The organism is Collinsella sp. TF11-5AC, assembly GCF_003436775.1.
Lineage (GTDB): Bacteria > Actinomycetota > Coriobacteriia > Coriobacteriales > Coriobacteriaceae > Collinsella.
The window spans coordinates 160,897-180,663 of record NZ_QSQO01000001.1; the positions used below are offsets into that span (position 1 = coordinate 160,897).

The 19,767-nt window shown below is 60.4% G+C and carries 20 protein-coding genes; all 20 read right to left on the reverse strand.

Annotation, left to right across the window (positions count from 1 at the left end; all coding sequences use genetic code 11):
* Positions 1-5: 5 nt before the first annotated feature.
* The 20 genes from era to DXD16_RS00885 all read right to left on the reverse strand — a co-directional run bounded on the left by era (position 6) and on the right by DXD16_RS00885 (position 19,767).
* On the reverse strand, positions 6-1,073 hold the full coding sequence (gene era, locus DXD16_RS00790) for a GTPase Era (RefSeq protein WP_199408032.1): 1,068 nt from the start codon (positions 1,071-1,073) through the stop codon (positions 6-8).
* Positions 1,074-1,085: 12 nt separating this feature from the next.
* Positions 1,086-1,463 (reverse strand): diacylglycerol kinase family protein, encoded by a 378-nt coding sequence (locus DXD16_RS00795; RefSeq protein WP_117639888.1) that lies wholly within the window; start codon positions 1,461-1,463, stop codon positions 1,086-1,088.
* Positions 1,464-1,472: 9 nt separating this feature from the next.
* On the reverse strand, positions 1,473-1,982 hold the full coding sequence (ybeY, locus tag DXD16_RS00800) for an rRNA maturation RNase YbeY (protein ID WP_117654802.1): 510 nt from the start codon (positions 1,980-1,982) through the stop codon (positions 1,473-1,475).
* Entirely contained in the window at positions 1,979-2,965 is a 987-nt protein-coding gene (locus DXD16_RS00805; protein WP_117654803.1) for a PhoH family protein, read from the reverse strand. Before DXD16_RS00805 ends, ybeY begins: the two co-directional genes overlap by 4 nt.
* Positions 2,946-4,238: a MiaB/RimO family radical SAM methylthiotransferase gene (locus DXD16_RS00810; RefSeq protein WP_117654804.1), complete on the reverse strand. Its 1,293-nt coding sequence runs from the start codon at positions 4,236-4,238 to the stop codon at positions 2,946-2,948. Before DXD16_RS00810 ends, DXD16_RS00805 begins: the two co-directional genes overlap by 20 nt.
* Positions 4,239-4,247: 9 nt before the next feature.
* Positions 4,248-5,396: a molecular chaperone DnaJ gene (dnaJ, locus tag DXD16_RS00815; RefSeq protein WP_117654805.1), complete on the reverse strand. Its 1,149-nt coding sequence runs from the start codon at positions 5,394-5,396 to the stop codon at positions 4,248-4,250.
* 81 nt (positions 5,397-5,477) lie between these two features.
* The gene (locus DXD16_RS00820; RefSeq protein WP_199408033.1) at positions 5,478-6,581 is read right to left on the reverse strand and encodes a DnaJ domain-containing protein; all 1,104 of its coding nucleotides are present in this window, start codon (positions 6,579-6,581) and stop codon (positions 5,478-5,480) included.
* 58 nt (positions 6,582-6,639) lie between these two features.
* Positions 6,640-7,872: a radical SAM family heme chaperone HemW gene (gene hemW / locus DXD16_RS00825; protein ID WP_117654806.1), complete on the reverse strand. Its 1,233-nt coding sequence runs from the start codon at positions 7,870-7,872 to the stop codon at positions 6,640-6,642.
* Positions 7,873-7,874: 2 nt separating this feature from the next.
* Positions 7,875-8,918: a tRNA dihydrouridine synthase DusB gene (gene dusB, locus DXD16_RS00830; RefSeq protein WP_117654807.1), complete on the reverse strand. Its 1,044-nt coding sequence runs from the start codon at positions 8,916-8,918 to the stop codon at positions 7,875-7,877.
* A gap of 4 nt (positions 8,919-8,922) precedes the next feature.
* Positions 8,923-10,734, reverse strand: coding sequence for a translation elongation factor 4 (gene lepA / locus DXD16_RS00835; RefSeq protein WP_117654808.1), 1,812 nt, complete (start codon positions 10,732-10,734; stop codon positions 8,923-8,925).
* A 96-nt stretch (positions 10,735-10,830) separates the two neighbouring features.
* Entirely contained in the window at positions 10,831-11,097 is a 267-nt protein-coding gene (rpsT, locus tag DXD16_RS00840) for a 30S ribosomal protein S20 (RefSeq protein ID WP_022094714.1), read from the reverse strand.
* Positions 11,098-11,230: 133 nt separating this feature from the next.
* On the reverse strand, positions 11,231-12,193 hold the full coding sequence (gene holA / locus DXD16_RS00845) for a DNA polymerase III subunit delta (RefSeq protein ID WP_117654809.1): 963 nt from the start codon (positions 12,191-12,193) through the stop codon (positions 11,231-11,233).
* 78 nt (positions 12,194-12,271) lie between these two features.
* Complete coding sequence (locus tag DXD16_RS00850; protein WP_117654810.1) at positions 12,272-14,575, reverse strand: DNA internalization-related competence protein ComEC/Rec2; 2,304 nt, start codon at positions 14,573-14,575, stop codon at positions 12,272-12,274.
* Positions 14,572-15,285: a helix-hairpin-helix domain-containing protein gene (locus tag DXD16_RS00855; RefSeq protein ID WP_158551484.1), complete on the reverse strand. Its 714-nt coding sequence runs from the start codon at positions 15,283-15,285 to the stop codon at positions 14,572-14,574. Before DXD16_RS00855 ends, DXD16_RS00850 begins: the two co-directional genes overlap by 4 nt.
* 213 nt (positions 15,286-15,498) lie before the next feature.
* A complete protein-coding gene (gene thiI / locus DXD16_RS00860; RefSeq protein WP_117654812.1) occupies positions 15,499-16,743 on the reverse strand; it encodes a tRNA uracil 4-sulfurtransferase ThiI in 1,245 nt (414 codons plus the stop codon).
* Positions 16,744-17,025, reverse strand: a complete 282-nt coding sequence (locus DXD16_RS00865) for a DNA-directed RNA polymerase subunit omega (protein WP_035138532.1) — start codon at positions 17,023-17,025, stop codon at positions 16,744-16,746. It lies immediately after the preceding gene.
* 5 nt (positions 17,026-17,030) lie between these two features.
* Complete coding sequence (gene gmk, locus DXD16_RS00870; RefSeq protein WP_099431806.1) at positions 17,031-17,600, reverse strand: guanylate kinase; 570 nt, start codon at positions 17,598-17,600, stop codon at positions 17,031-17,033.
* Positions 17,601-17,909, reverse strand: coding sequence for an integration host factor, actinobacterial type (gene mihF, locus DXD16_RS00875; RefSeq protein ID WP_006236130.1), 309 nt, complete (start codon positions 17,907-17,909; stop codon positions 17,601-17,603). It abuts the gene before it with no gap.
* Positions 17,910-18,148: 239 nt separating this feature from the next.
* Positions 18,149-18,865 (reverse strand): orotidine-5'-phosphate decarboxylase, encoded by a 717-nt coding sequence (gene pyrF, locus DXD16_RS00880; RefSeq protein ID WP_117564271.1) that lies wholly within the window; start codon positions 18,863-18,865, stop codon positions 18,149-18,151.
* Positions 18,859-19,767 carry a dihydroorotate dehydrogenase gene (locus DXD16_RS00885; protein ID WP_006236128.1) on the reverse strand — a complete coding sequence of 303 codons (909 nt, stop codon included), beginning with the start codon at positions 19,765-19,767 and terminating at the stop codon, positions 18,859-18,861. The genes pyrF and DXD16_RS00885 overlap by 7 nt, the downstream gene beginning before the upstream one ends.

Below are 19,767 nucleotides of genomic sequence, written 5' to 3' on the forward strand. Positions count from 1 at the left end.
TGTCCCTAATCCTCGGCGTTATAGCCAAAGCGGCGAATCTGGGCCTCGTCGTCACGCCAGCCGGCCTTGACCTTCACGTCCAGCTCCAAAAAGACCTGGGTGCCAAAGATGCGCTCAAGGTCGCGACGGGCGTCGATGCCGATATGTTTGATCATCTCGCCGCCCTTGCCGATGATGATGCCCTTTTGGCCCTCGCGCTCGACGTAAATGGTGGCGTGCACGCGCAGCACCTTCTTGGTCTGCTCAAGCGCATCGCAAATCACGCCCACGGAGTGCGGGATCTCATCACGGGTGCGGCGCAAGACCTTCTCGCGCACAAACTCGGCAACGAGCGTCTCATCGGAAGCGTCGGTACCCATGTCCTCGGGAAACCAACGCGGACCCTCGGGCAAAAAGTGCGCAACGGTCTCGATGAAGGCATCGACGTTAAAGTTCTTGACCGACGACGTCACGATCTCGTCGTCATATTCCATAAGCTCGTGGGCGGCCTTAAGCTGCTCCATGACCTGTGCGGGGTCGGCTTCATCGGCCTTGGTGAGCACCAGGACCTTATTGGAACGGGCATTCTTGACACGCTCGGCAACCCAGGCGTCTCCCCTGCCGATCGGTTTGGTGGCATCAATCAAAAACGCGACAACATCGACATCGTTCAGCTCGAACAGCGCGCTCTTGTTGAGCTCGGACCCTAGACCGTCCTTGGGCTTGTGGATACCCGGGGTATCGACAAAGACCAGCTGGTAGCCGGGGCGGTTGACGACGGCGCGCATGCGGCGGCGGGTCGTCTGGGCCACCGGCGAGGTGATGGCGACCTTTTTGCCATAGCAGGCGTTGAGCAGCGTTGACTTACCGGCGTTGGGGCGGCCGACCAAGGCCACGAAGCCACTGCGGAAACCGGGCTCAACGTCGCCAAAGCCCGCGAGGCTGTCGTCCTCATCGCACAGGGCGTCGAGCTCCTCGTCGCTCATGCCCTCAAACGGGTCGAACTCCTCGACTTCCTCATAGGCCTCGGTCGCCTTAGCATCCGGGGACTCGTCGTCCAAAATCTCATCGGTAGACTGCATATTGTCGGACATGGGAATCCCTTTCTAAATAAAGCCGAGCGCGTGGGCAAATACCAGCACGCCCACAATCGCGGCGGTGATGGAAAGAACGTATACAGAGGCGGCGGCGATGTCCTTCGCACGCTTGGCCAGCGGATGGAGCTCCTGGGTCGCTAGGTCGACGATAGCCTCCATAGCGGTGTTGCACAGCTCGCCGTGAATCACCAGGCCACAACAGATGATAATCGTGGCCCACTCGGCAATGTCGAGCCCCACGATGCAGCCGGCAATGACGGTGCACACGCCCGCCACGAGCATGACCTTAATGTTGCGCTCGGTCTTGACGGCGGTGACGAAGCCCTCCATGGCGTAAGAAAACGACTTTAAAAAGGACGGATGGTCCTTGTTCGATCCGGGAATCATAGACGGCTCCTAGTCGTGGGCATGGTTGGTGATGGGGCCGACGTGGACTAGCTTGGGGTCCTCGCCGCGCTCGAGCGCCAGATCGCGCAGGATGGCGTCCTCGCGGGCCTCCATGACCTCGGCCTCGTCGTCCTCGATGTGGTCATAGCCCAGCAGGTGCAGCATTCCGTGTACGAGCATCAGACGGCACTCATCAGCGGGACTATTGCCAAAACCGGGGGCCTGACGGGCAATAACCTGCGGGGCCAAGATAATATCGCCGAGCTCGAGCGTCTCATCGGCGGGAATGTCATCGTCAAAGGCCGAATCGCACTCAAACGAGAGCACATCGGTGGTGCGGTCGATACCGCGCCACTCGTGGTTGAGCTCGTGCATCTCGTCCTCGTCGACATACGAAAGGGAAATCTCAACTTCACGCTCAACGCCCTCGGCGGCAAGCACGACCTCGCAGATGTGCTCCACCTCTTGCGCGTCGAGCAGCGTATCGAGCTCGGCATCGTTGCTGATCAATACACTCAACGGGACTCCTTTCGGTCGCGCGAACGCTGCTCACGCACGTCATCATAAGCATCATATGCCTCGACGATACGACCCACCAGGGCATGACGCACCACGTCGGCACGCTCGAGGTGAGAAAATGCCACATCGTCGACACGGCCCAAAATCTTCTCGACATCCGCCAAGCCGCCACGACGACCCACCAGGTCGCGCTGACTCAAGTCGCCGGTAATCACGAACTTGGAGTTGAAGCCCAGGCGCGTCAGGAACATCTTCATCTGCTCGGGCGTCGTGTTTTGTGCCTCATCGAGCACCACGAACGCATCGCTCAGCGTACGGCCGCGCATGTAGGCGAGCGGGGCGATCTCGATCACGCCACGTTCCATAAGCTCATCGGTGCGCTCGCGATCCATCATGTCAAAAAGGGCGTCGTAGAGCGGGCGCATGTACGGATCGATCTTTTCCTCGAGGGTACCGGGCAAAAAGCCCAGGTTCTCCCCCGCCTCGACAACCGGGCGCGTCAAGATTAGGCGACCCACCTCGTGACGCTTGAGCGCGGCAACGGCGAGCGCCATGGCCAGATAAGTCTTACCGGTACCGGCTGGACCCAGGCCAAACGTGATGGTATGCGAGCGGATGGCATCCACATAGCGCTTTTGCCCGAGCGTCTTGGGACGAATGACGCGACCGCGGTATGAAAGCAGCACGTCATCGCGAAGCGATGTGGCCTCATGCTCGCCGTCGCGCAAGACGGCCAGGCAACGCGAGACATCGTCGGCAGACAGGGTACGACCGGCCGCCGCCTCGCGAAAAGCGTGTTCAAAATAACGCGCCACGAGTTCGACCTCATCCGGGTCACCGCTCACGGCGATGCTATCGCCACGGGCGACCACGTGAGCGCGAACCAAGCTCTCGAGCGCACGAAGGACGCCGTCGCCGACGCCCAAAACGCGCGAGGGATCAATTCCCTCGGGAACGGTAAGTCTAATCTTCGAGGCTTCCATGGACCTCCCTGCGCGCATGGACCAAGCCGGAATCATCGACTCCGATGATAGCAACATCGAGCAGACACGGGGCTGTAAGTCCACAGGTATCGTCAAGACGGGCATGATGGAACGAGCCGAGCGTCAGGTTGTCACCATACTCGAGCACGGCACGCTCGACGGTGCCCACGCGACGACGAGCATCGGCAATAGCGAGCTCCTGCGCCGCGGCTCGCATACGGCGGCTGCGCTCGGCCATAACCTCGGGCGGCACCTGGTCGGGCATGTCGGCAGCAAGGGTACCGGGACGCTTGCTGTAGCGGAACACGTGCATACGTGAGAAACCCACACGGCGGCACAGCGCCAGCGACTCCTCGAACTCCTCGTCCGTCTCACCAGGAAAACCGACGATGACGTCGCACGAAAGAGACGCCTGGGGCAAGTTGGCGCGAATCATACGCACCGTGTCCTCAAAGGACTCCGCACTATAGGGACGACCCATGCGATGCAAGGTTGCCGTACAGCCGGACTGCACGGGCAGGTGCAAAAACGGGGCAATACGCTGCGGATAGCGCGCCATAACCTTAAGCAGGCGCTCAGAGATATCCATGGGTTCGACCGAGGAAATGCGCACATGCGCAATAGTCGTGCGCTCCATGATGGCCTCGAGCAGCTCATCGATTTCGACATGCTCGTCGGTCGCGCTCTTGCCATCGTAGGCACCCAGGTTCACACCGGTCAGCACTACCTCGGGCACGCCGGCCTCCTGGGCCTCGCGAACTTGCTCAAGCACGGACTCGACGGGCACGGAACGCTCGGGGCCGCGCGCCTTCCACACAATGCAATAGGTGCAGCGATGGTTGCAGCCGTCCTGGATCTTCACGCCCAGGCGAGAGCGACCGAGCGCATCGACCACCTCGCCATCGCTGCAGGCGGGAACGCTATCGGACTCAACGCCCAGCACCTCGCAGACACGTTCGGCGACATCGATCTTGGACGGCTCGGCGATCACGCGATCCGAAAGCTCCAACAGCTCCTCGGGATGCAAATTGACCACGCAACCGGTCACGAGCACATAAGGCTCGTTTGGATGGGTCAGCGCATGACGGACGGCCTTACGGGTCTTGGCCTCGGCCTCGCCCGTAACGGCACAGGTGTTAATGACGATCAGATCGGCATTCTGGGGCTCCACCATAGCAAAGCCCAAGCGCATAAGATCGGCAGTGATACGGTCAGACTCAACCCGGTTGACACGGCAGCCGAGGTTGACGACGGAAATATGGGGTGCGAGCACGCGGGCTCCTTAATCGAGGATATCGTCGAGGGCACTCTTGATACGGTCGGTCACCGACTTCTTACCGGAAGCGACGTCATCGCCCATCTCATCGGCAAAAGCACAGAGCAGCTCGCGTTGCTTATTGGAAAGATTGGTGGGAACGACCACGCGCAGTTGCACGATCAGGCGGCCACGCGAACCGCCACCGCCAATGCGCGGCATGCCGTAATTATTGACGCTCACGGTGTCGCCGTACTGGGCGCCGGCGGGAACCGTCACCTTAACGACCTCGTCGGGCATAATGCCCCCGACCTCGATCTCGCAGCCGAGCGCAGCCTGCGCAATCGAGATATCGCTCACCAGGTACAGGTCGTCACCGTTGCGCTTAAAGCGCTCATGGTCGGCAACGCGCACGTTGACAATCAGGTCGCCCGAAGGCTCGCCGCGAAGGCCGGCTTCGCCAAAGCCGCTCACACGCAGCTGGCGACCGGTCGAAACGCCGGCGGGAATATCGATGTCGATCTTTTCGTGCGAAGGCGTGCGGCCCTGACCGTCGCAGGTCTCGCAGGGATGGTCGATGACCGTGCCCTCGCCATGGCAGTCGGGGCAAGGCGAGGAAGACTGAACCTGGCCCAAAAACGATCGCTGAACCGTCGTGACGTAGCCCGTACCGTGGCAGCGACTGCACTGCTTTTCCTGTGCGCCCTCGGCCCTACCGGTACCGTTGCAGTCCTCGCAAGGAGCAAGGCGATCATAGCTGATCGTCTTTTTGCAACCGAGCGCCGCCTCCTCAAGGGTCACCGAAAGGGAGATGGCCATGTCACGTCCGCGACGACGCTCACGACGACTGCGGGCGCCACCACCGGCGCCACCGCCAAAGAACGACGAGAACAGGTCGTCCATGCCCATGCCACCAAAGATATCGTTGATGTCGACATAGCCCGAACCACCAGGACCGTCGGCAGTGCCGTAACGGTCGTAGTTAGCACGCTTCTGCTCATCGGAAAGAACGGAATAGGCCTCGTTGAGCTCCTTGAACTTGGCCTCGGCCTCGGGATCGTCCGAAACATCCGGATGTACGGTACGGGCCTTCTTTAAAAACGCACGCTTAATCGTCCGCGCGTCGGCATCCCTGTCGACGCCAAGCACCTCGTAGTAATCCCTATTTTCCGACACGACCGAATCCTTCCGACTTTCATTATTGTCACAGTGCGTCCTATACCCAAGCTGGGCCGACCGCAAACAAAGGGTTTGATGTTATTGCATTTGATACGGCGAAAGCATGGCCCGTTGCGAGCAGCTCGCGAACCAAACCGACACGAGCGCGAACATGAAGCCGTTGGCAAAACCGTTGGCAAACTGCATCGCACCGCGCTTCCACCACAGCAGGCTGCGATGAAGCACACCGTCCGAAAGCACCATGAACAGGCCCATGGTAAACGGAATAAAGCACATCACGGCAAAGGCCGAGAACACTCCCGAGATGGCCGACAGCACCAAAAACGGCGCCACAATGCCCATCAGGTAAAAGCCAGTACGAGCTTTGCCTTCCAAGCGCTCGGCCTCAACATGGGCGCGGCCGACCAGGTCGCCGCCCGCGGCACCGTTAGTGCCAGCATGGCCCATGCCGCTAATGCGGACCTCGTCGCCATCGTGCGTGCCGGCAGGAAACTCAATCGTCTGCTCGGAGGTCACACGGGTTCGCCCGCTGCCACCGCAATCGGGGCAGGGGTCGGCCACGACCTTACCGGAACCGCCGCACTCGGGGCAGACCGACTGGAACGTGCCCGCACCAAACAGGAAGGACAGGTCGACGTCGATGTGGCCGCGGCCACCGCAGCTCGGGCAGGTATGGGCATGCTCAGACGAAACGGAGCCCGAGCCGCCGCAGTTGCTACAGGTATCGAAGCGCGTGTAGCGGACGGTCTTGCGGGCACCGCCCTTGGCCTCCTTGGCGTCGAGTTTGATATCGACGACCACGTTGGCGCCGTTCTCGGGATTGTAGGCAGCCTGGCCGCGACGCTGCTGGCCCCAGGCGCCACCAAAGGGAAATCCGCCCTCAAAGGGATTGCCATAGCCCGTGCTGCCGGCGTAGCCGCCACCATAGGGCGAAGCCGTAGGAGCACCGGCAAAGGGATTGCCAGAACGCATGGCGTCGTAGCGCGCACGTTTTTGCTCATCCGAAAGTACGGCGTAGGCCTCGGAAACCTCTTTAAACTTTTCCTCGGCATCCGGCTCTTTATTGACGTCCGGATGGAGCTTACGGGCCTTTTGCTGGAAGGCCTTTTGAATATCACGCGAGGTGGCGTCCTTGGAGACACCCAGAATCTCGTAGTAATCTTTTTCGTTCATCGTCGCCATGCGCGGCAACCTCCTGCTCACAGCAGCGTATATATTCCGGTAATTCTACCCGAGCGGCCTAAGCTAGATCCCAAAACAGCTCGAACAGAACATTTCCATCGAGCCAGCCCAGATGGGTCGGCGCCAGACGAGCTCGAACATGGCCCGCGACGACATCTGCCGTAGTGAAGGGTCCCTCATGACCCCAGAGCGTCTCGGGCACCCAAGTGGCAAGACCCAATTCGAGCGCGCGATCGCAGGCAGCTGCCAGCTCGCCCGTTGGGATGACGCAAGCTGTACGAGCCAACAGGTCGGACGCAACACCGCGCGTCATGCGACAAGCGAGCATCAAGTCTTCGGCGACAGCCTCACGCTGCGACAGATATTCGGCCTCGAACGCCGTCGCGTCATCGTCACGTTGCACCAGACGCACGCGGTACGCATCGCCTCGAGAAGACACGCCGGGGAACAAACCTGCAAGACGGTCGAAATCTTCGTCGTCGAGCATGCCCGCGGCAGAACGACCCAGGCCCAGGTAGCCCCGTCCGGTCCAGTAGGCAATGTTATGGGCGCACTCATGGCCGTCGAGCGCGTAGCTTGCCACCTCATACGGGTGATAGCCGGCGGCACCCAGGAGCTCGCGTGCCACATCCATGCAGGCGGCCTGAAAATCCTCATCAGGCTCGAGCGACTCGTCACGGCACGCCATGCGATAGAGTGGCGTGCCCTCCTCGAGCGTGAGCGGGTAGACCGACACATGATGAGGCGCCGCCGCCAAAACGCCATCGAGCGTGCGCCGCCAACTCGCCGCCGTCTGCCCGGGAAGGCCACACATAAGGTCGCACGACACATCGAGGCCAGCGTCCTTTACCGTCGCGATAGCCGCAAGTGCCCGATTAGCATCGTGAATGCGGCCAATAGCAGCCAGCTCGGTATTGTCGAGGGTTTGCACGCCCAGAGAGATGCGCGTGACACCCGCCTCGGCAAGCGCGGTGGCGAGCTCGGCGGTCAGCGACTCAGGATTGGCTTCGCAAGTAAATTCAACGGGCTTGCACCACATGGAGATACGACGGGCAAGTTTCACCAGGCGCTCCCCTGCCAGCGACGGCGTGCCGCCGCCTACGTAGACTGTGCGGACCTGCCCGAGTGCCCCAGCGTTGCCAAAGGCATCGAGCCGCGCATACAGCTGCTCAAAATAGGCATCGAGCGCAGCATCCAGGTCGCACGGAGCAAAGCTGCGCGAGTCAAAGTCGCAGTACCGGCACTTTTGGGCGCAAAACGGCACGTGCACGTACAGCGCGGTAACGGCCACCGTTAGGCCTCCAGCGGATGAGCAGGCACCGACTCGCCGGCGGCAAGCGCGGCCTCGCAGACCACCACGTCGCGCTCGATATCATCGACCAGCGCCATAAACTCCTCGTACGTAGAGCAACGCACCACCTGAGCGCGCCAGGCGGCGGCATGGGGCATGCCCTTTAAGTACCAGCTTGCGTACGTGCGAGCACGCGACATGAGCGGCAGAAGCTCATGCGTCAACGTCAGGTGCTCGCGCAGAGCCTCCAGCCGCTCGACCGAGGAGCGAGAAGGAACCGGCATGCCATCGAGTGCAAGGGCTCGGGCATCGCCGAACACCCACGGATTGCCGTAGATGCCGCGTGCGATAAACACCGCGCTGGCACCCGAGCCGTGCAGATGCTCAGCAGCGTCCTCGGCCGAGAACACATCGCCCGAACCAATCACGGGAATCTCGACAGCGTCGGCAACCTCATCGACGACCGACCAATCGGCCTGGCCCGTGTAGAGCTGCGTGGCGCAACGACCATGCACGGCGACTGCGGCAGCCCCTGCACTCTCAAGCATCTGGGCAAATGTCGCGGCATTACGGTCCTCGGCATAAAAGCCCTTGCGAATCTTGACGGTCACGGGAACATGCGCCGCGCCCACCGCTGCCTCGACGATTCTTTCGGCCAGGTCGGGCGTGCGCATGAGCGCCGAACCCTCGCCCTTGGTGACAACCTTGCGGGCGGGGCATGCCATATTGATATCGATGAGCGACAGGCGATCGCCAACGCGCTCCTCGACGGCGGCGACGGCGCTCGCAAACTGCTCGGGCTTGGAGCCAAAGAGCTGCACGCAAATCTGCTGCTCCTCGTCGGCCGGTAGCACCAGGCGCCAGGTCTTGTTGCTGGCATAGGCAAGACCCGCCACGCTCACCATCTCGCTGTAGGCAAGGTTGGCACCGCGGCGGCGACACATGATGCGATAGGCGGGGTCGGTCACGCCCGCCATGGGAGCCATAAGGAACGGCTGCTCGGCATAGGCACCCAGCAGCCGCTTGCTGTATTCAGAAAGCGCCATGGACCTACTCGTCCACCTTGAGGATCGCCATAAACGCCTCCTGCGGGACCTCGACCGATCCGATGGCCTTCATACGCTTCTTGCCCTCTTTCTGCTTCTCGAGCAGCTTGCGCTTACGCGAGATATCGCCGCCGTAGCACTTAGCAAGAACGTCCTTGCGACGCGCCTTGACGGTGGAACGGGCGATGATTTTGTTGCCGATAGCACCCTGGATGGGCACCTCGAACAGCTGACGCGGGATGATCTCCTTGAGCTTGTCGCACAGGCCTCGGGCCAGGCCATATGCCTTGTCCTTATGGACGATAAACGAAAGCGCGTCCACCTCGTCGCCCGAAAGCAAAATATCGAGCTTCACGAGCTCGGAGGGACGGTACTCGTTGAACTCGTAGTCGAGCGAGGCATAGCCCTTGGTGCGGCTCTTGAGCTGATCGAAGAAGTCCAAGATGAGCTCGGCGAGCGGCATATCGAAGCGCATCTCGACCGATTTGCTCGTCAGGTGGATCATGTCGGTTGTGACGCCGCGGTGCTCGATGGCGAGCTGCATGACGGCACCCGTGTACTCAGGCGGGCAGATGATCTTTGCCTTGAGGTAGGGTTCCTCGATACGATCGATGCGTGTGGCCTCGGGAAGGTCCTGCGGACTGCGGACATCGATCATTTCGCCGTCGGTCTTGTAGACGTGATAATCAACCGAGGGACTCGTGGCAATGAGGTCCAGGTTGAACTCGCGCTCCAGGCGTTCCTTGACGACTTCCATGTGCAGCAGGCCCAGGAAGCCCACGCGGAAGCCAAAGCCGAGCGCCACCGAAGTCTCGGGCTCCCACACCAACGACGGGTCGTTGACGTGCAGTTTATCGAGCGCGTCACGCAGGTTCTCGTAGTCCTTGTTGTCGATCGGGAACAGGCCCGTATAGACCATGGGCTTGGCCTCGCGATAACCGGGAAGCGGCTCGGGGCAGGGGTTCGACGCCCACGTAAGGGTATCGCCCACGCGAACGGCCTCGGGGTCCTTCAAGCCCGTGACCACATATCCGACCTCGCCGACCGTCAGCGCGTCGACCGGGGTCTCGGCAGGACGCTTAACGCCCACGCCGTCGACCAATAAGTCGCCCTTGGCTTGCATCATAAGCAGGGTATCGCCCTTTTTGATGGAACCATCGAAGACGCGCACCGTAGCCACCACACCGCGATACTCGTCAAAGTACGAATCCAAAATGAGCGCTTTGAGCGGAGCGTTTGCATCGCCCTTAGGCGGCGAAATCAAAAAGACAATGGACTCCAGCAGATCGTGAATGCCCTCGCCGGTCTTGCCCGAGACGCACACAGCATCATCGGCAGGGATCGCCAGGTCATCCTCGATCTCGGTCTTAACCTCATCGGGATGGGCCGAGGGCAGGTCGATCTTGTTGATGGCGGGCACAATGTCCAGATTGGCGTTCGTGGCGAGCGTCGCGTTGGAAACGGTCTGCGCCTCGACGCCCTGCGTGGCGTCGACAACGAGTACCGCGCCCTCACAGGCTGCCAGCGAGCGCGAGACCTCATAGGTAAAGTCAACGTGGCCCGGCGTATCGATCAGATTGAACTGATACGTCTCACCATCGTCGGCGTCATAGGAAACGCGGACGGCATTGGACTTGATCGTAATGCCGCGCTCGCGCTCGATATCCATGGTGTCGAGCAGCTGCGACTCCATGTCGCGTTCGTCGACGGTATGGGTGAGCTCGAGGATGCGGTCGCTGATCGTGGACTTGCCATGGTCGATATGCGCAACGATCGAGAAGTTGCGGATGTGGGAAATGTCAATTGAAGTATTCATGCGGACTATCTTACCCGAGCGGTACAAAAAATGGAGCCTGTTCCATAAAACAGGCTCCATTTATGCGCGTAATCTGTGTGGTGTGAAATTTACAACTTAGGCGTTGATGCTGTTCACGAGCTTGGCAAGACCGGACTTGCGGTTGGAAGCCTGGTTCTTGTGGATAACATGCTTGGCGGCAGCCATGTCGAGACGCTTGGTGACGGTCTTGAGGGCAGCCTGGGCCTTCTCGGCGTCGCCCTCGGCGACGGCGGACTGGACGTGCTTGGTCAGCGTCTTGAGCTCGGACTTGACAGCCTTGTTACGCATGCGAGCTGCCTCATTGGTGCGGATACGCTTCTTCTGAGACTTGATGTTTGCCACTTCTGGAGTTCCTTTCGAGTTCCTTGCAAAAAATGTATGACACCTCTGAGACACGGTGAGGTCATGCAAGCGCCTACTATAGCACGCTCCCCCTCAAAGGGATAGAACGAATTTGTCAAATAGGCAGGTATCATCACGATTTTCTCAAGATGTTCGTAATCCAGAGCAAAAGCGCCGTCTGAGAATCGGCCGAACCCTTGAGCGCGAGCTCCACATCAACGGCACCCTCGAGCGCTGCGACGAGCTCGGTCATCGAAAAACGACGCGCCCAGGTAAGGTGATTCTTGACCTGCCAGGACTGGAGCTTGAGCGTTGCGGCCAGCTCGCGACCCTGCCCACGCGCGTCGAGCGCCTTGGCGACGATAAGCTCGCGAATGCGACCGCACAGCAATGTGTAAGTCCACACGTAGCTCTTGGAGGGCAGGAGCTTAAAGAGCTCGAGCGAACGCCGCATATCGCGAGCCGAGACGGCGTTGAGGAAGTCCCAGGGTTGGACCTCGGCCGTACGTACAATCCAGCGCTCAACATCGGCAAGTTCAATCTGGGGCGACTCGACCATCTGGGCAAGCTTAGCCAAGTCGTTATCGAGCATGCGCGTGTTTTCGCCCGAACGCGAGACGAGCTCCTCGGCGGCCGCCGTCGAAATCGACTTACCGCGCTGCGTCGCCATCTGCTGAACACGGCGCGGCAGTTCCCAGCGCTTGGTACCCGAGCAATCGACGATAGCCTTCTTGTCGATCTTGGCGATTGCCTTATACAGGCGCGTATTCTTGGCAAGTGAGTCAGCGATGATGAGGCAGACCGTTGTTGGGCTGGGACTCGCCAGATACCCAACGAGCGGCTCCGAGACCGCCTTGGCGAGCTTTGAGCAGCCATCGAGGATTACCAGACGAAACTCGCTGCCCATCGGAAAGGTGTTAAGCGATCCGATAATGGACTCGATATCGGGGTCCTTGGTCATGTCTCGCTCGTCGAGGTTGAACTCGACCATACCCGATTTTTCCAGACGCGCTTTCATACGCGAGACGGCGTGGTCGCGCTTAACTCCGTCGGTACCGACGATCAGATATGCCGGCAGCAAACCGGTTTCGGACATTGCGCTCCCCTCCCGCAGGCCTTCGTATTCGTTCCGTGCCATTCTAGCCCAGGGGCCCACCACACGCCAACGACGTCGTCACGGTAGCTGGCATCGCATCGCAAAGCCATTCGCAGTCGGTGTGACGGTAATGTCGCCGTGTTCGATGGTACACGCGAACACACCACCCGCTTCCTTAACGGCATCGATGCAGGCATCGGACGGATGGCCGTATCGATTCCCCTCACCGGCGCTTGCGAGGGAAAGCTCGGGCTTCAGGACGTCCAGCAACTCGCCATCGACTGAAACCTTGGAGCCGTGATGCCCAAGTTTAAGGACATCGATATCCCCCACCTCCTGCACGAATTCCCGCTCTTGGTCGAGCTCGGCATCACCGGTGAGAAGTATTCGCAGGCCCTTGCCTTCCTGAACATAAGAGAGCAGCAGGACAAGCGAGTCCTCATTTCCCTCGCCATCCACGAACTCGAATGGCCACATCACGCGAGCGCAAAATGAGCCAATGTCGACCGTATCCCCACGGCGCACCTGCCGATACTCCACGCCAGGTCGGTTCAATACCTCGGCAGGAGCATCCTCCAGCGCATCCGCCGCCACGGCAATCGTTCCGACCGAAAACTGTTCGAGCACGGCAGGCAAACCACCCCAGTGGTCCTCATCCCAATGCGTCACAAAGACGGCATCGATATGGTGCACGTTATTGCGAACCAACGCCGCAACCACACGCTCGTCGAGCCCGCAGTCGACGAGAGCTACTGCGCCGCCTTGGCGGATAAGAATCGCATCGGCCTGGCCCACATCGAGCACCGTCACTGAAGGCGGAGCGAATCGATCCCAATAGACGTACGGAATCGCAGCCAAGAGCATCAGGCATGCAAGCCCCACCGCCATAGGACGTGTACGGGGACGCGGCCACCAGACCAGCAGAACCGCCAGCAAACACGGCACTAGGTAAATCCACATGCTATCGGGCGGCACGCTCACGGATGCACCCGGCATGGCGGCAAACAGCTGCTCGAAGAACAGCGCGCAACGGGCGGCAATCATGGGCACAACGAGCGCCCAAGTCCGCAACGGTCCCACAAGCGAAAAGGGAGCCAGAACGATCGACACAGCGAGCAGTACGCTCACCACCGGACCGATGACCGCATTTGCCAACGGAGCAATGAGCGAGAATGTACCGAAGGCAGGAATGGTGATGGGAAGTGTCGCCAGTTGCGAGCATAGCGTGACGGAAAGCATGCTGGCAAAGCCCGATGGCACGCCCAGCTCACCCAAAGCGTAGGTCGCATAGGGGCAAAAGCACAGAATGGCTAAGACGCTGGCACATGAAAGCTGAAAGCCCATCTCGAACAGCACCGTCGGCCGCAGTAGCACAAAGATGGACATGGTTACGAAGAGTGCCGAAAGGCCGTGCCGACGACGCCCCGCGCCGTTTACGACAAGCGTCACGAACACCATGCAGCACGCGCGCACGGCCGAGGGAGACGCGCCCGTAAAGGCAGCGTAGCCCACAAGCGTTATCGCCAATATCGCCCGCTGAAGACCACGTGAGCACCGAGTCTTTTGCAATACGCCCTCGATTACAAACCCCACGATAGCCAAATGGCTGCCCGAGACTGCGATAAGATGCGCCGTTCCCGTCACCGAAAACCAGTCGCCCGCCGGCTGGGCGCGCAGCTCGGCCGAACGACCGCAGACGACACCGGCTATGAGCGCACGCGCCGGGTCGGTCGCAGGCGCGATGGACGCAAGCAGCCCATTTCGCAGCCGATGCAGCGGCCTCGGAGAACCCTCATCGACCGACACAATCCGAACGGCTTTAACCTTGCGCACCTCGCCTCGAAGCACGCGCGATCGTCCATACGCATCGTTCTCAAAACGTGACACGCGACCGATAACACGCACGTGCGCCCCGACCTTGAACTCACGGTCACACGATAGGCGAACCGTTGCCAAGTTCTTACCGTCCGAGCGTGCCTCGCAGGTATAGGAATACACGTCGTCATTTATGGATGGGTCACCCTGCACGACAAACTCGAGACTGCTTGCCGCTCGACCGTCGAGCGTCTTCGAGGCGTTGAGCGCACCCACGGCCCACCACGCCGAAACGACCGCACCCGCTATGAGACCGACGGACGCGGCATACAGCCACCGCTTCAAAGGGGCAAGCCTCGCACAAGAGTGAGCCAGCACAACGAAAACCGCTGCCGCAACGGGAATGGCCCATAGCGGCCCGACCGCCGTCGCCCGCTCCCTCAGCAGCGCATCAGCGGCTATGCTGAGCACCAAGGCGCAGCTCACGCACATGCCGGCACACAGGGCCATCGTCCACGGAATCAGGGGCCGCGGAGGCATCACGTGCTCTCGCTCGGTCGCACTCATACGCAGATGCAATCTTTGATTTTGGCAAGCTTCTTCTCGCCGATTCCCGACACGCGCATCAGATCGTCAACCGAAGCAAAAGCACCGTTCTTTGTCCGCTCATCGATAATCGACTGTGCCATTGAGGGACCGATTCCCGAGAGCGTCTGCAGCTCTGCCGAGCTTGCCGTATTAATGTTTACTAGGCCTGTTGCGCCACCGACGCCTGATGATGCGGAAGCCCCACCATCAACACCGGCTTCCGCAATGGACACCTGCTGCTCCCCTACCGTTGGAACGTGAATTTTTTGTCCATCAGTGACCTTGGATGCACGATTAAGCCCCGTAACGTCTGCTTCGGGCGCCAGCCCGCCGGCGGCATCAATCGCCTGAGCCACCCGCGCCCCGTCTTTGAGGCGATATACACCGGGTGACACCACGGCGCCATCAACATCGACATAGACCTCTGCCGCGGCAGACGCCTTAGGCGAAGAGCCTTCGGATGTCTTTCCGCTCGAAGCATCGCCGGATCCCGGCTCCACTAACGTGCCCGAACCATCAGTGCGCTCAAACGACACACCGCCGGCACCGCCGCCAAGGTTCGCCATCGCCAGCCCACTCGCCATCGCAATGACGACCAGTATCGCCATCACCACTGCCTTATGACCGAGCAGTTTGCCCGCCCAGCGGTCCATCTTTTTGACTCGTTCGTGTTGTTCGCGCTGCGCCATAGCAAAACCTCCCAACACCATCGTGTCAGGAAAGGAGCTCCACAACAGCCACGCCCCAAAACCGGTTTTTGCGGTCAAACCAAAAACCGACCAAAACCTTGCACAAATCTGTCCATTTATTCAGGCACACGTCAGCAAATGAACACTTAGCCGCAAAATGCCCAGATAGCAAAAGACCGACGATGCAGGCGCATCGTCGGTCTATGCACAAATTTACTCGTGATCTTGGTAAATCTCACGCGGAGCAAGCTCCGAATGTTTGCGTTTTAAGGTCTTAGGGGCCTTATATGTGTTGCTCTCGAAGTCGATGTACTCGGTCTGCTTGAGCAGGCGCTCAATCATCTCCTCGTGGTCGAACAGTTCCCAGGCCTCATGCACGGCATCGAGTTTAGCGTGCGTCTCGGGACGGCGCGGCATAAACAGCGTGCAGCAGTCGGGAGCGGCCTCAGTCGAGATATCGAACGTACCGATCTCCTCGGCGCGCGCGATGATCTCCTGCTTGTCCGAACCGATGAGAGGACGGAACACGGGGATCTTCACGGCCTCGTTGACGGCCATGATGTTCTCAAGCGTTTGGGAGGCAACCTGCCCAAGCGATTCGCCCGTAACGATGGCCTTGGCACCCTCGATGTGCGCAATGCGCTCGGCAACCGAATACATAATGCGACGATACATGATCACACGCAGGTTGCTGGGGCAGGTGACCGAAATCTCACGCTGGCAGTCGCCAAACGGCACCACGTACAGGCGGCCGATCTGGACACCCGGTTCAAGCGCACGGATGATATCCTGCACCAAATACTCGCTCGTATCGGGCGTCTGCGGACGACCGGAAAAATGCACCGGCACGCAGACCGCGCCGCGACGCGCGAGCATCCAAGTCGCCACCGGAGAATCGATACCCGACGACAGCAGCGTCACGACCTTGCCGGCAGAACCCACCGGCAGACCGCCCACGCCGCGCTCGGAGTGCGCGTACACATAAACGCTACCCTGGACCACCAGTACGTGCACCATCGCATCGGGGTCGTGCATTTGAACCTTTTTATCGGGAAAGGCCTCACATAGCACCTCGCCCACCTGACGATTGATATCGATCGAGGTGAGCTCATAGTCAGTATTGGAGCGCTTGGCGTGCACCTTAAACGAATCAAAGGAACCAAACTCGCGCAGCGCCTTCACAGCGGCGGCGCAGTACTCCTGCGGGTCGCGGTTGGTGTGATACGCCAAAGACACACGGGCAACGCCGGGGACGGTGCGGATGACACGCGCCGCCTCGTCGGCCTGATGCTCGTTAAAGGTCACGAGGATATAACCGGAAATTCGAGACACGGCATTCACGGAAAAGGCGGCCAAGGCCGCCTTGATGTTATCCATGAGGATATGCTCAAAATGTGCGCGGTTCTTGCCCTTCAGCCCAACCTCGTGATAGTGGACTAGGCAGACGCGAGCCGCCATTTAGGCTTCAGCAACCTTGTGGCCGAGCGCCTTCTCGTAACGGGCCTCGTCGTAAGAGATGTCACCGTCGACAATCTCGTCCATAGCCATCGAGATGGTATCGGCACCGGAAAGCCCGATGGTGATGTCATCGACATCCTGGACGGCAAGCACGCGGTTGTGCTGGCCACGCAGCATGCTATTGATGTCGCAGGCGCGCTTGGAGGCAAGCGAAGCGAGCAGGAAGCGGTTGTGATCGGTCTTCTCCAGAAGATCGTCAATGCAAGGCTTTACAACGGACACGGACCTCAGATCCTTTCATGCATATCGAGAACGCGAACGAGCTCATCGGTCGCGCGGTCGAGATCGTCATTCACCACGACGTCGTCGTAGCGGTCGGCAAGGGCAAGCTCATCGGCGGCGTTTGCCATACGCAGCTCAATCGTCTCGGGCGTCTCGGTACCGCGACCGACTAGACGCTCGCGGAGCACCTCAAGCGAAGGCGGCTTGATAAAGATCAGCACGGCCTCGGGGAAACGCTCCTTCACCTGCAGGGCGCCCTGGACATCGATCTCCAAAATCAGAGACGAGCCCGAGGCGAGCTTGGATGTGACCTCGCTCACCAACGTGCCGTAGCAATTACCGTGGACCTCGGCCCACTCAACAAACTCACCGTTTGCCACGCGGCGGTCGAACTCCTCGCGCGTCAGAAAAAAGTAGTTGACGCCGTCGACCTCACCTTTGCGTGGTGCTCGCGTGGTAGCCGAAACCGTCAGACCCAGGTTCGAGCGGCGCTCGCGCACACGAGTGACGAGCGTACCCTTGCCTGCGCCTGACGGTCCAGAAATCACAAAGAGCTTGGAATCCTGAGCGCTCACTTATTTGGTCAGCTGCTCGAGGAGCTGCTCGCGCTGACGGACGCCGAGGCCCTGGACGCGACGAGTAGCGGAGATACCGAGCTCCTCCATGATCTTGGCGGCCTTGGCCTTGCCATAACCGGGGAGAGACTCGATGAGGGTGGAAACCTTCATGCGGGAAGCGATGGGGTCATCGGAGTTGAGCACGGACTCGAGGGACTTCTCGCCCTTCTTGATCTGCTCGCGAAGCTCAGCGCGGGCGTGACGTGCGGCAGCAGCCTTCTCAAGAGCCTGCTTGCGCTGCTCGTCGGTAAGCTGAGGGAGTGCCATTCGTACCTCCAAATAGTTGGGTTATATCTGATTCAATAATTGGCATTTTAGCACGTAGAACGTACAAAATGCCTAATCGCGGCTCCATAGGTTAGACGATACCCGCAAAAAGTGCAATATACTGCGCCCAAAGTTAAGCCCCTGACCTGCGATTCCACACAAAGGATGGGAAAGTTTACGCAGGCACAGGGGCTATTTTGTGCTAATGAGACCCAAAAGTGGTGACTTAGGGGAATCTTTTACGCGACGTTTTCGACCAGCTCGGCGACGATGGCGTCAAAGGCGGCAACCGGATCGTCGGCACCGGTGATGGGACGGCCCACCACAATGTGGCTTGCGCCACGCTCGATAGCCTGGGAAGGCGTCGCCACGCGGGACTGGTCACCAAGGGCGGCACCCACCGGACGCACACCCGGAGTCACGATCAGGGCATCAGGACCCAGCAGCTCACGCATGTCGTGAGCCTCCATCGGTGAGCACACGATGCCATCGATGCCATTGGCCTGAGCAAGCTTTGCCAAGCGGGCGGCCTCCTCGGCCACGGGAGACTCGACGCCGATCTCGCTCAAGGCATCCTGATTCATGCTCGTGAGCACGGTGATGGCGACGAGCTTGGCGCGGTCCTCACGCGCCTCCTCGGCACCCTCGCGGCAGGCAGCGAGCATAGCACCCGAGCCCAGGCCGTGGACCGAAAGCAGGTCGGCACCAGCAAGCGAGGCCGAGCGGGCAGCGCCGCGCACCTGATGCGGAATGTCATGGAACTTAAGGTCGAGGAAGACCTTAAAGCCAAGGTCCTTAAAGGTCTTGACGATCTGGGGACCCTCAGCGTAATAGAGCGTCATGCCGACCTTGAGCCAGGCGGCATGGCCCGAAAGCTCGTGGGCGAGCTCGAGCGCGCGCTCACGGTCGCAGTCGAGGGCGACGATAACACGGTCGCGGGCATCATTCTCTAGCATTCGAAAGCACCCACCAGCTCGTTGATGTCCTTTACGCCCTGGGACTCGGCCCAGGCCTCGAGCTCATGCGCGATCTTAAGCGAAGCACACGGATCGACGAAGTTGGCCATGCCGACCGACACGCAGGTGGCGCCGGCCAGGATAAACTCAGCCGCATCCTCGCCGGTCATGACACCGCCGACACCGTTGATGGGGATATCGACGGCCTGAGCGACCTCCCAGACCATGCGAACGGCGATGTGGTGGCACAGCGGGCCCGAAAGGCCGCCCTTGGGCTTGGCAACACGGGACTTGCGGGTGTGCACGTCAATGGCCATGCCCTGGATGGAATTGATGACCGAAAGGCCGTCGGCGCCGGCGGCCTCGAGAGCCTTGGCAATCTCGGCGACATTAACCGGAGCCATCTTTACGAACAGCGGCTTATCGGTCACCTTGCGGCAGGCAGCCATAACGGAAGAGGCGCCCTCGGGCGTGGAGCCCATGGCGGCACCGCCGGCGGCGATATTAGGGCAGCTCACGTTGATCTCGTACCCGGCAGCCCAGGGGCACAGCTCGACATACATCTCGAGCGCGCGGACAAACTCGTCAACGGAGTGGCCGGCAACCTGACAGATGACCTGGCAGCCGTCCTTGGACAGCTGTTCGAGCCACGGGCCGGACTCACGGGCAAAGGCAGCCACGCCGGGGTTCTGAAGACCCACGGAGTTGATCATACCGCCGGGAATTTCGGCCATGCGGGGCGCGGGATTGCCGGGCCAGGGCTCGGCAGCGCAACCCTTGGTAGTGATGGCGCCCAGCTGGGAAACATCAAAGAAGTTCTGGAACTGCCAACCGTAGCCAAAGGTACCGGCTGCGGTGTTAATGGGGTTCTGCATCTTGACGCCGCCGAAATCGACGGCCAT

Coding starts and splice junctions, on each gene's coding strand:
- pyrF (WP_117564271.1), bottom strand. CDS start 18,865: ATGCTAGAGAATGATGCCCGCGACCGTGTTATCGTCGCCCTCGACTGC.
- DXD16_RS00795 (WP_117639888.1), bottom strand. CDS start 1,463: ATGATTCCCGGATCGAACAAGGACCATCCGTCCTTTTTAAAGTCGTTT.
- dusB (WP_117654807.1), bottom strand. CDS start 8,918: ATGGCGCTTTCTGAATACAGCAAGCGGCTGCTGGGTGCCTATGCCGAG.
- lepA (WP_117654808.1), bottom strand. CDS start 10,734: ATGAATACTTCAATTGACATTTCCCACATCCGCAACTTCTCGATCGTT.
- era (WP_199408032.1), bottom strand. CDS start 1,073: ATGTCCGACAATATGCAGTCTACCGATGAGATTTTGGACGACGAGTCC.
- DXD16_RS00855 (WP_158551484.1), bottom strand. CDS start 15,285: ATGGCGCAGCGCGAACAACACGAACGAGTCAAAAAGATGGACCGCTGG.
- DXD16_RS00850 (WP_117654810.1), bottom strand. CDS start 14,575: ATGAGTGCGACCGAGCGAGAGCACGTGATGCCTCCGCGGCCCCTGATT.
- DXD16_RS00805 (WP_117654803.1), bottom strand. CDS start 2,965: ATGGAAGCCTCGAAGATTAGACTTACCGTTCCCGAGGGAATTGATCCC.
- holA (WP_117654809.1), bottom strand. CDS start 12,193: ATGTCCGAAACCGGTTTGCTGCCGGCATATCTGATCGTCGGTACCGAC.
- DXD16_RS00885 (WP_006236128.1), bottom strand. CDS start 19,767: ATGGCCGTCGATTTCGGCGGCGTCAAGATGCAGAACCCCATTAACACC.
- thiI (WP_117654812.1), bottom strand. CDS start 16,743: ATGGCGGCTCGCGTCTGCCTAGTCCACTATCACGAGGTTGGGCTGAAG.
- DXD16_RS00820 (WP_199408033.1), bottom strand. CDS start 6,581: ATGGCGACGATGAACGAAAAAGATTACTACGAGATTCTGGGTGTCTCC.
- mihF (WP_006236130.1), bottom strand. CDS start 17,909: ATGGCACTCCCTCAGCTTACCGACGAGCAGCGCAAGCAGGCTCTTGAG.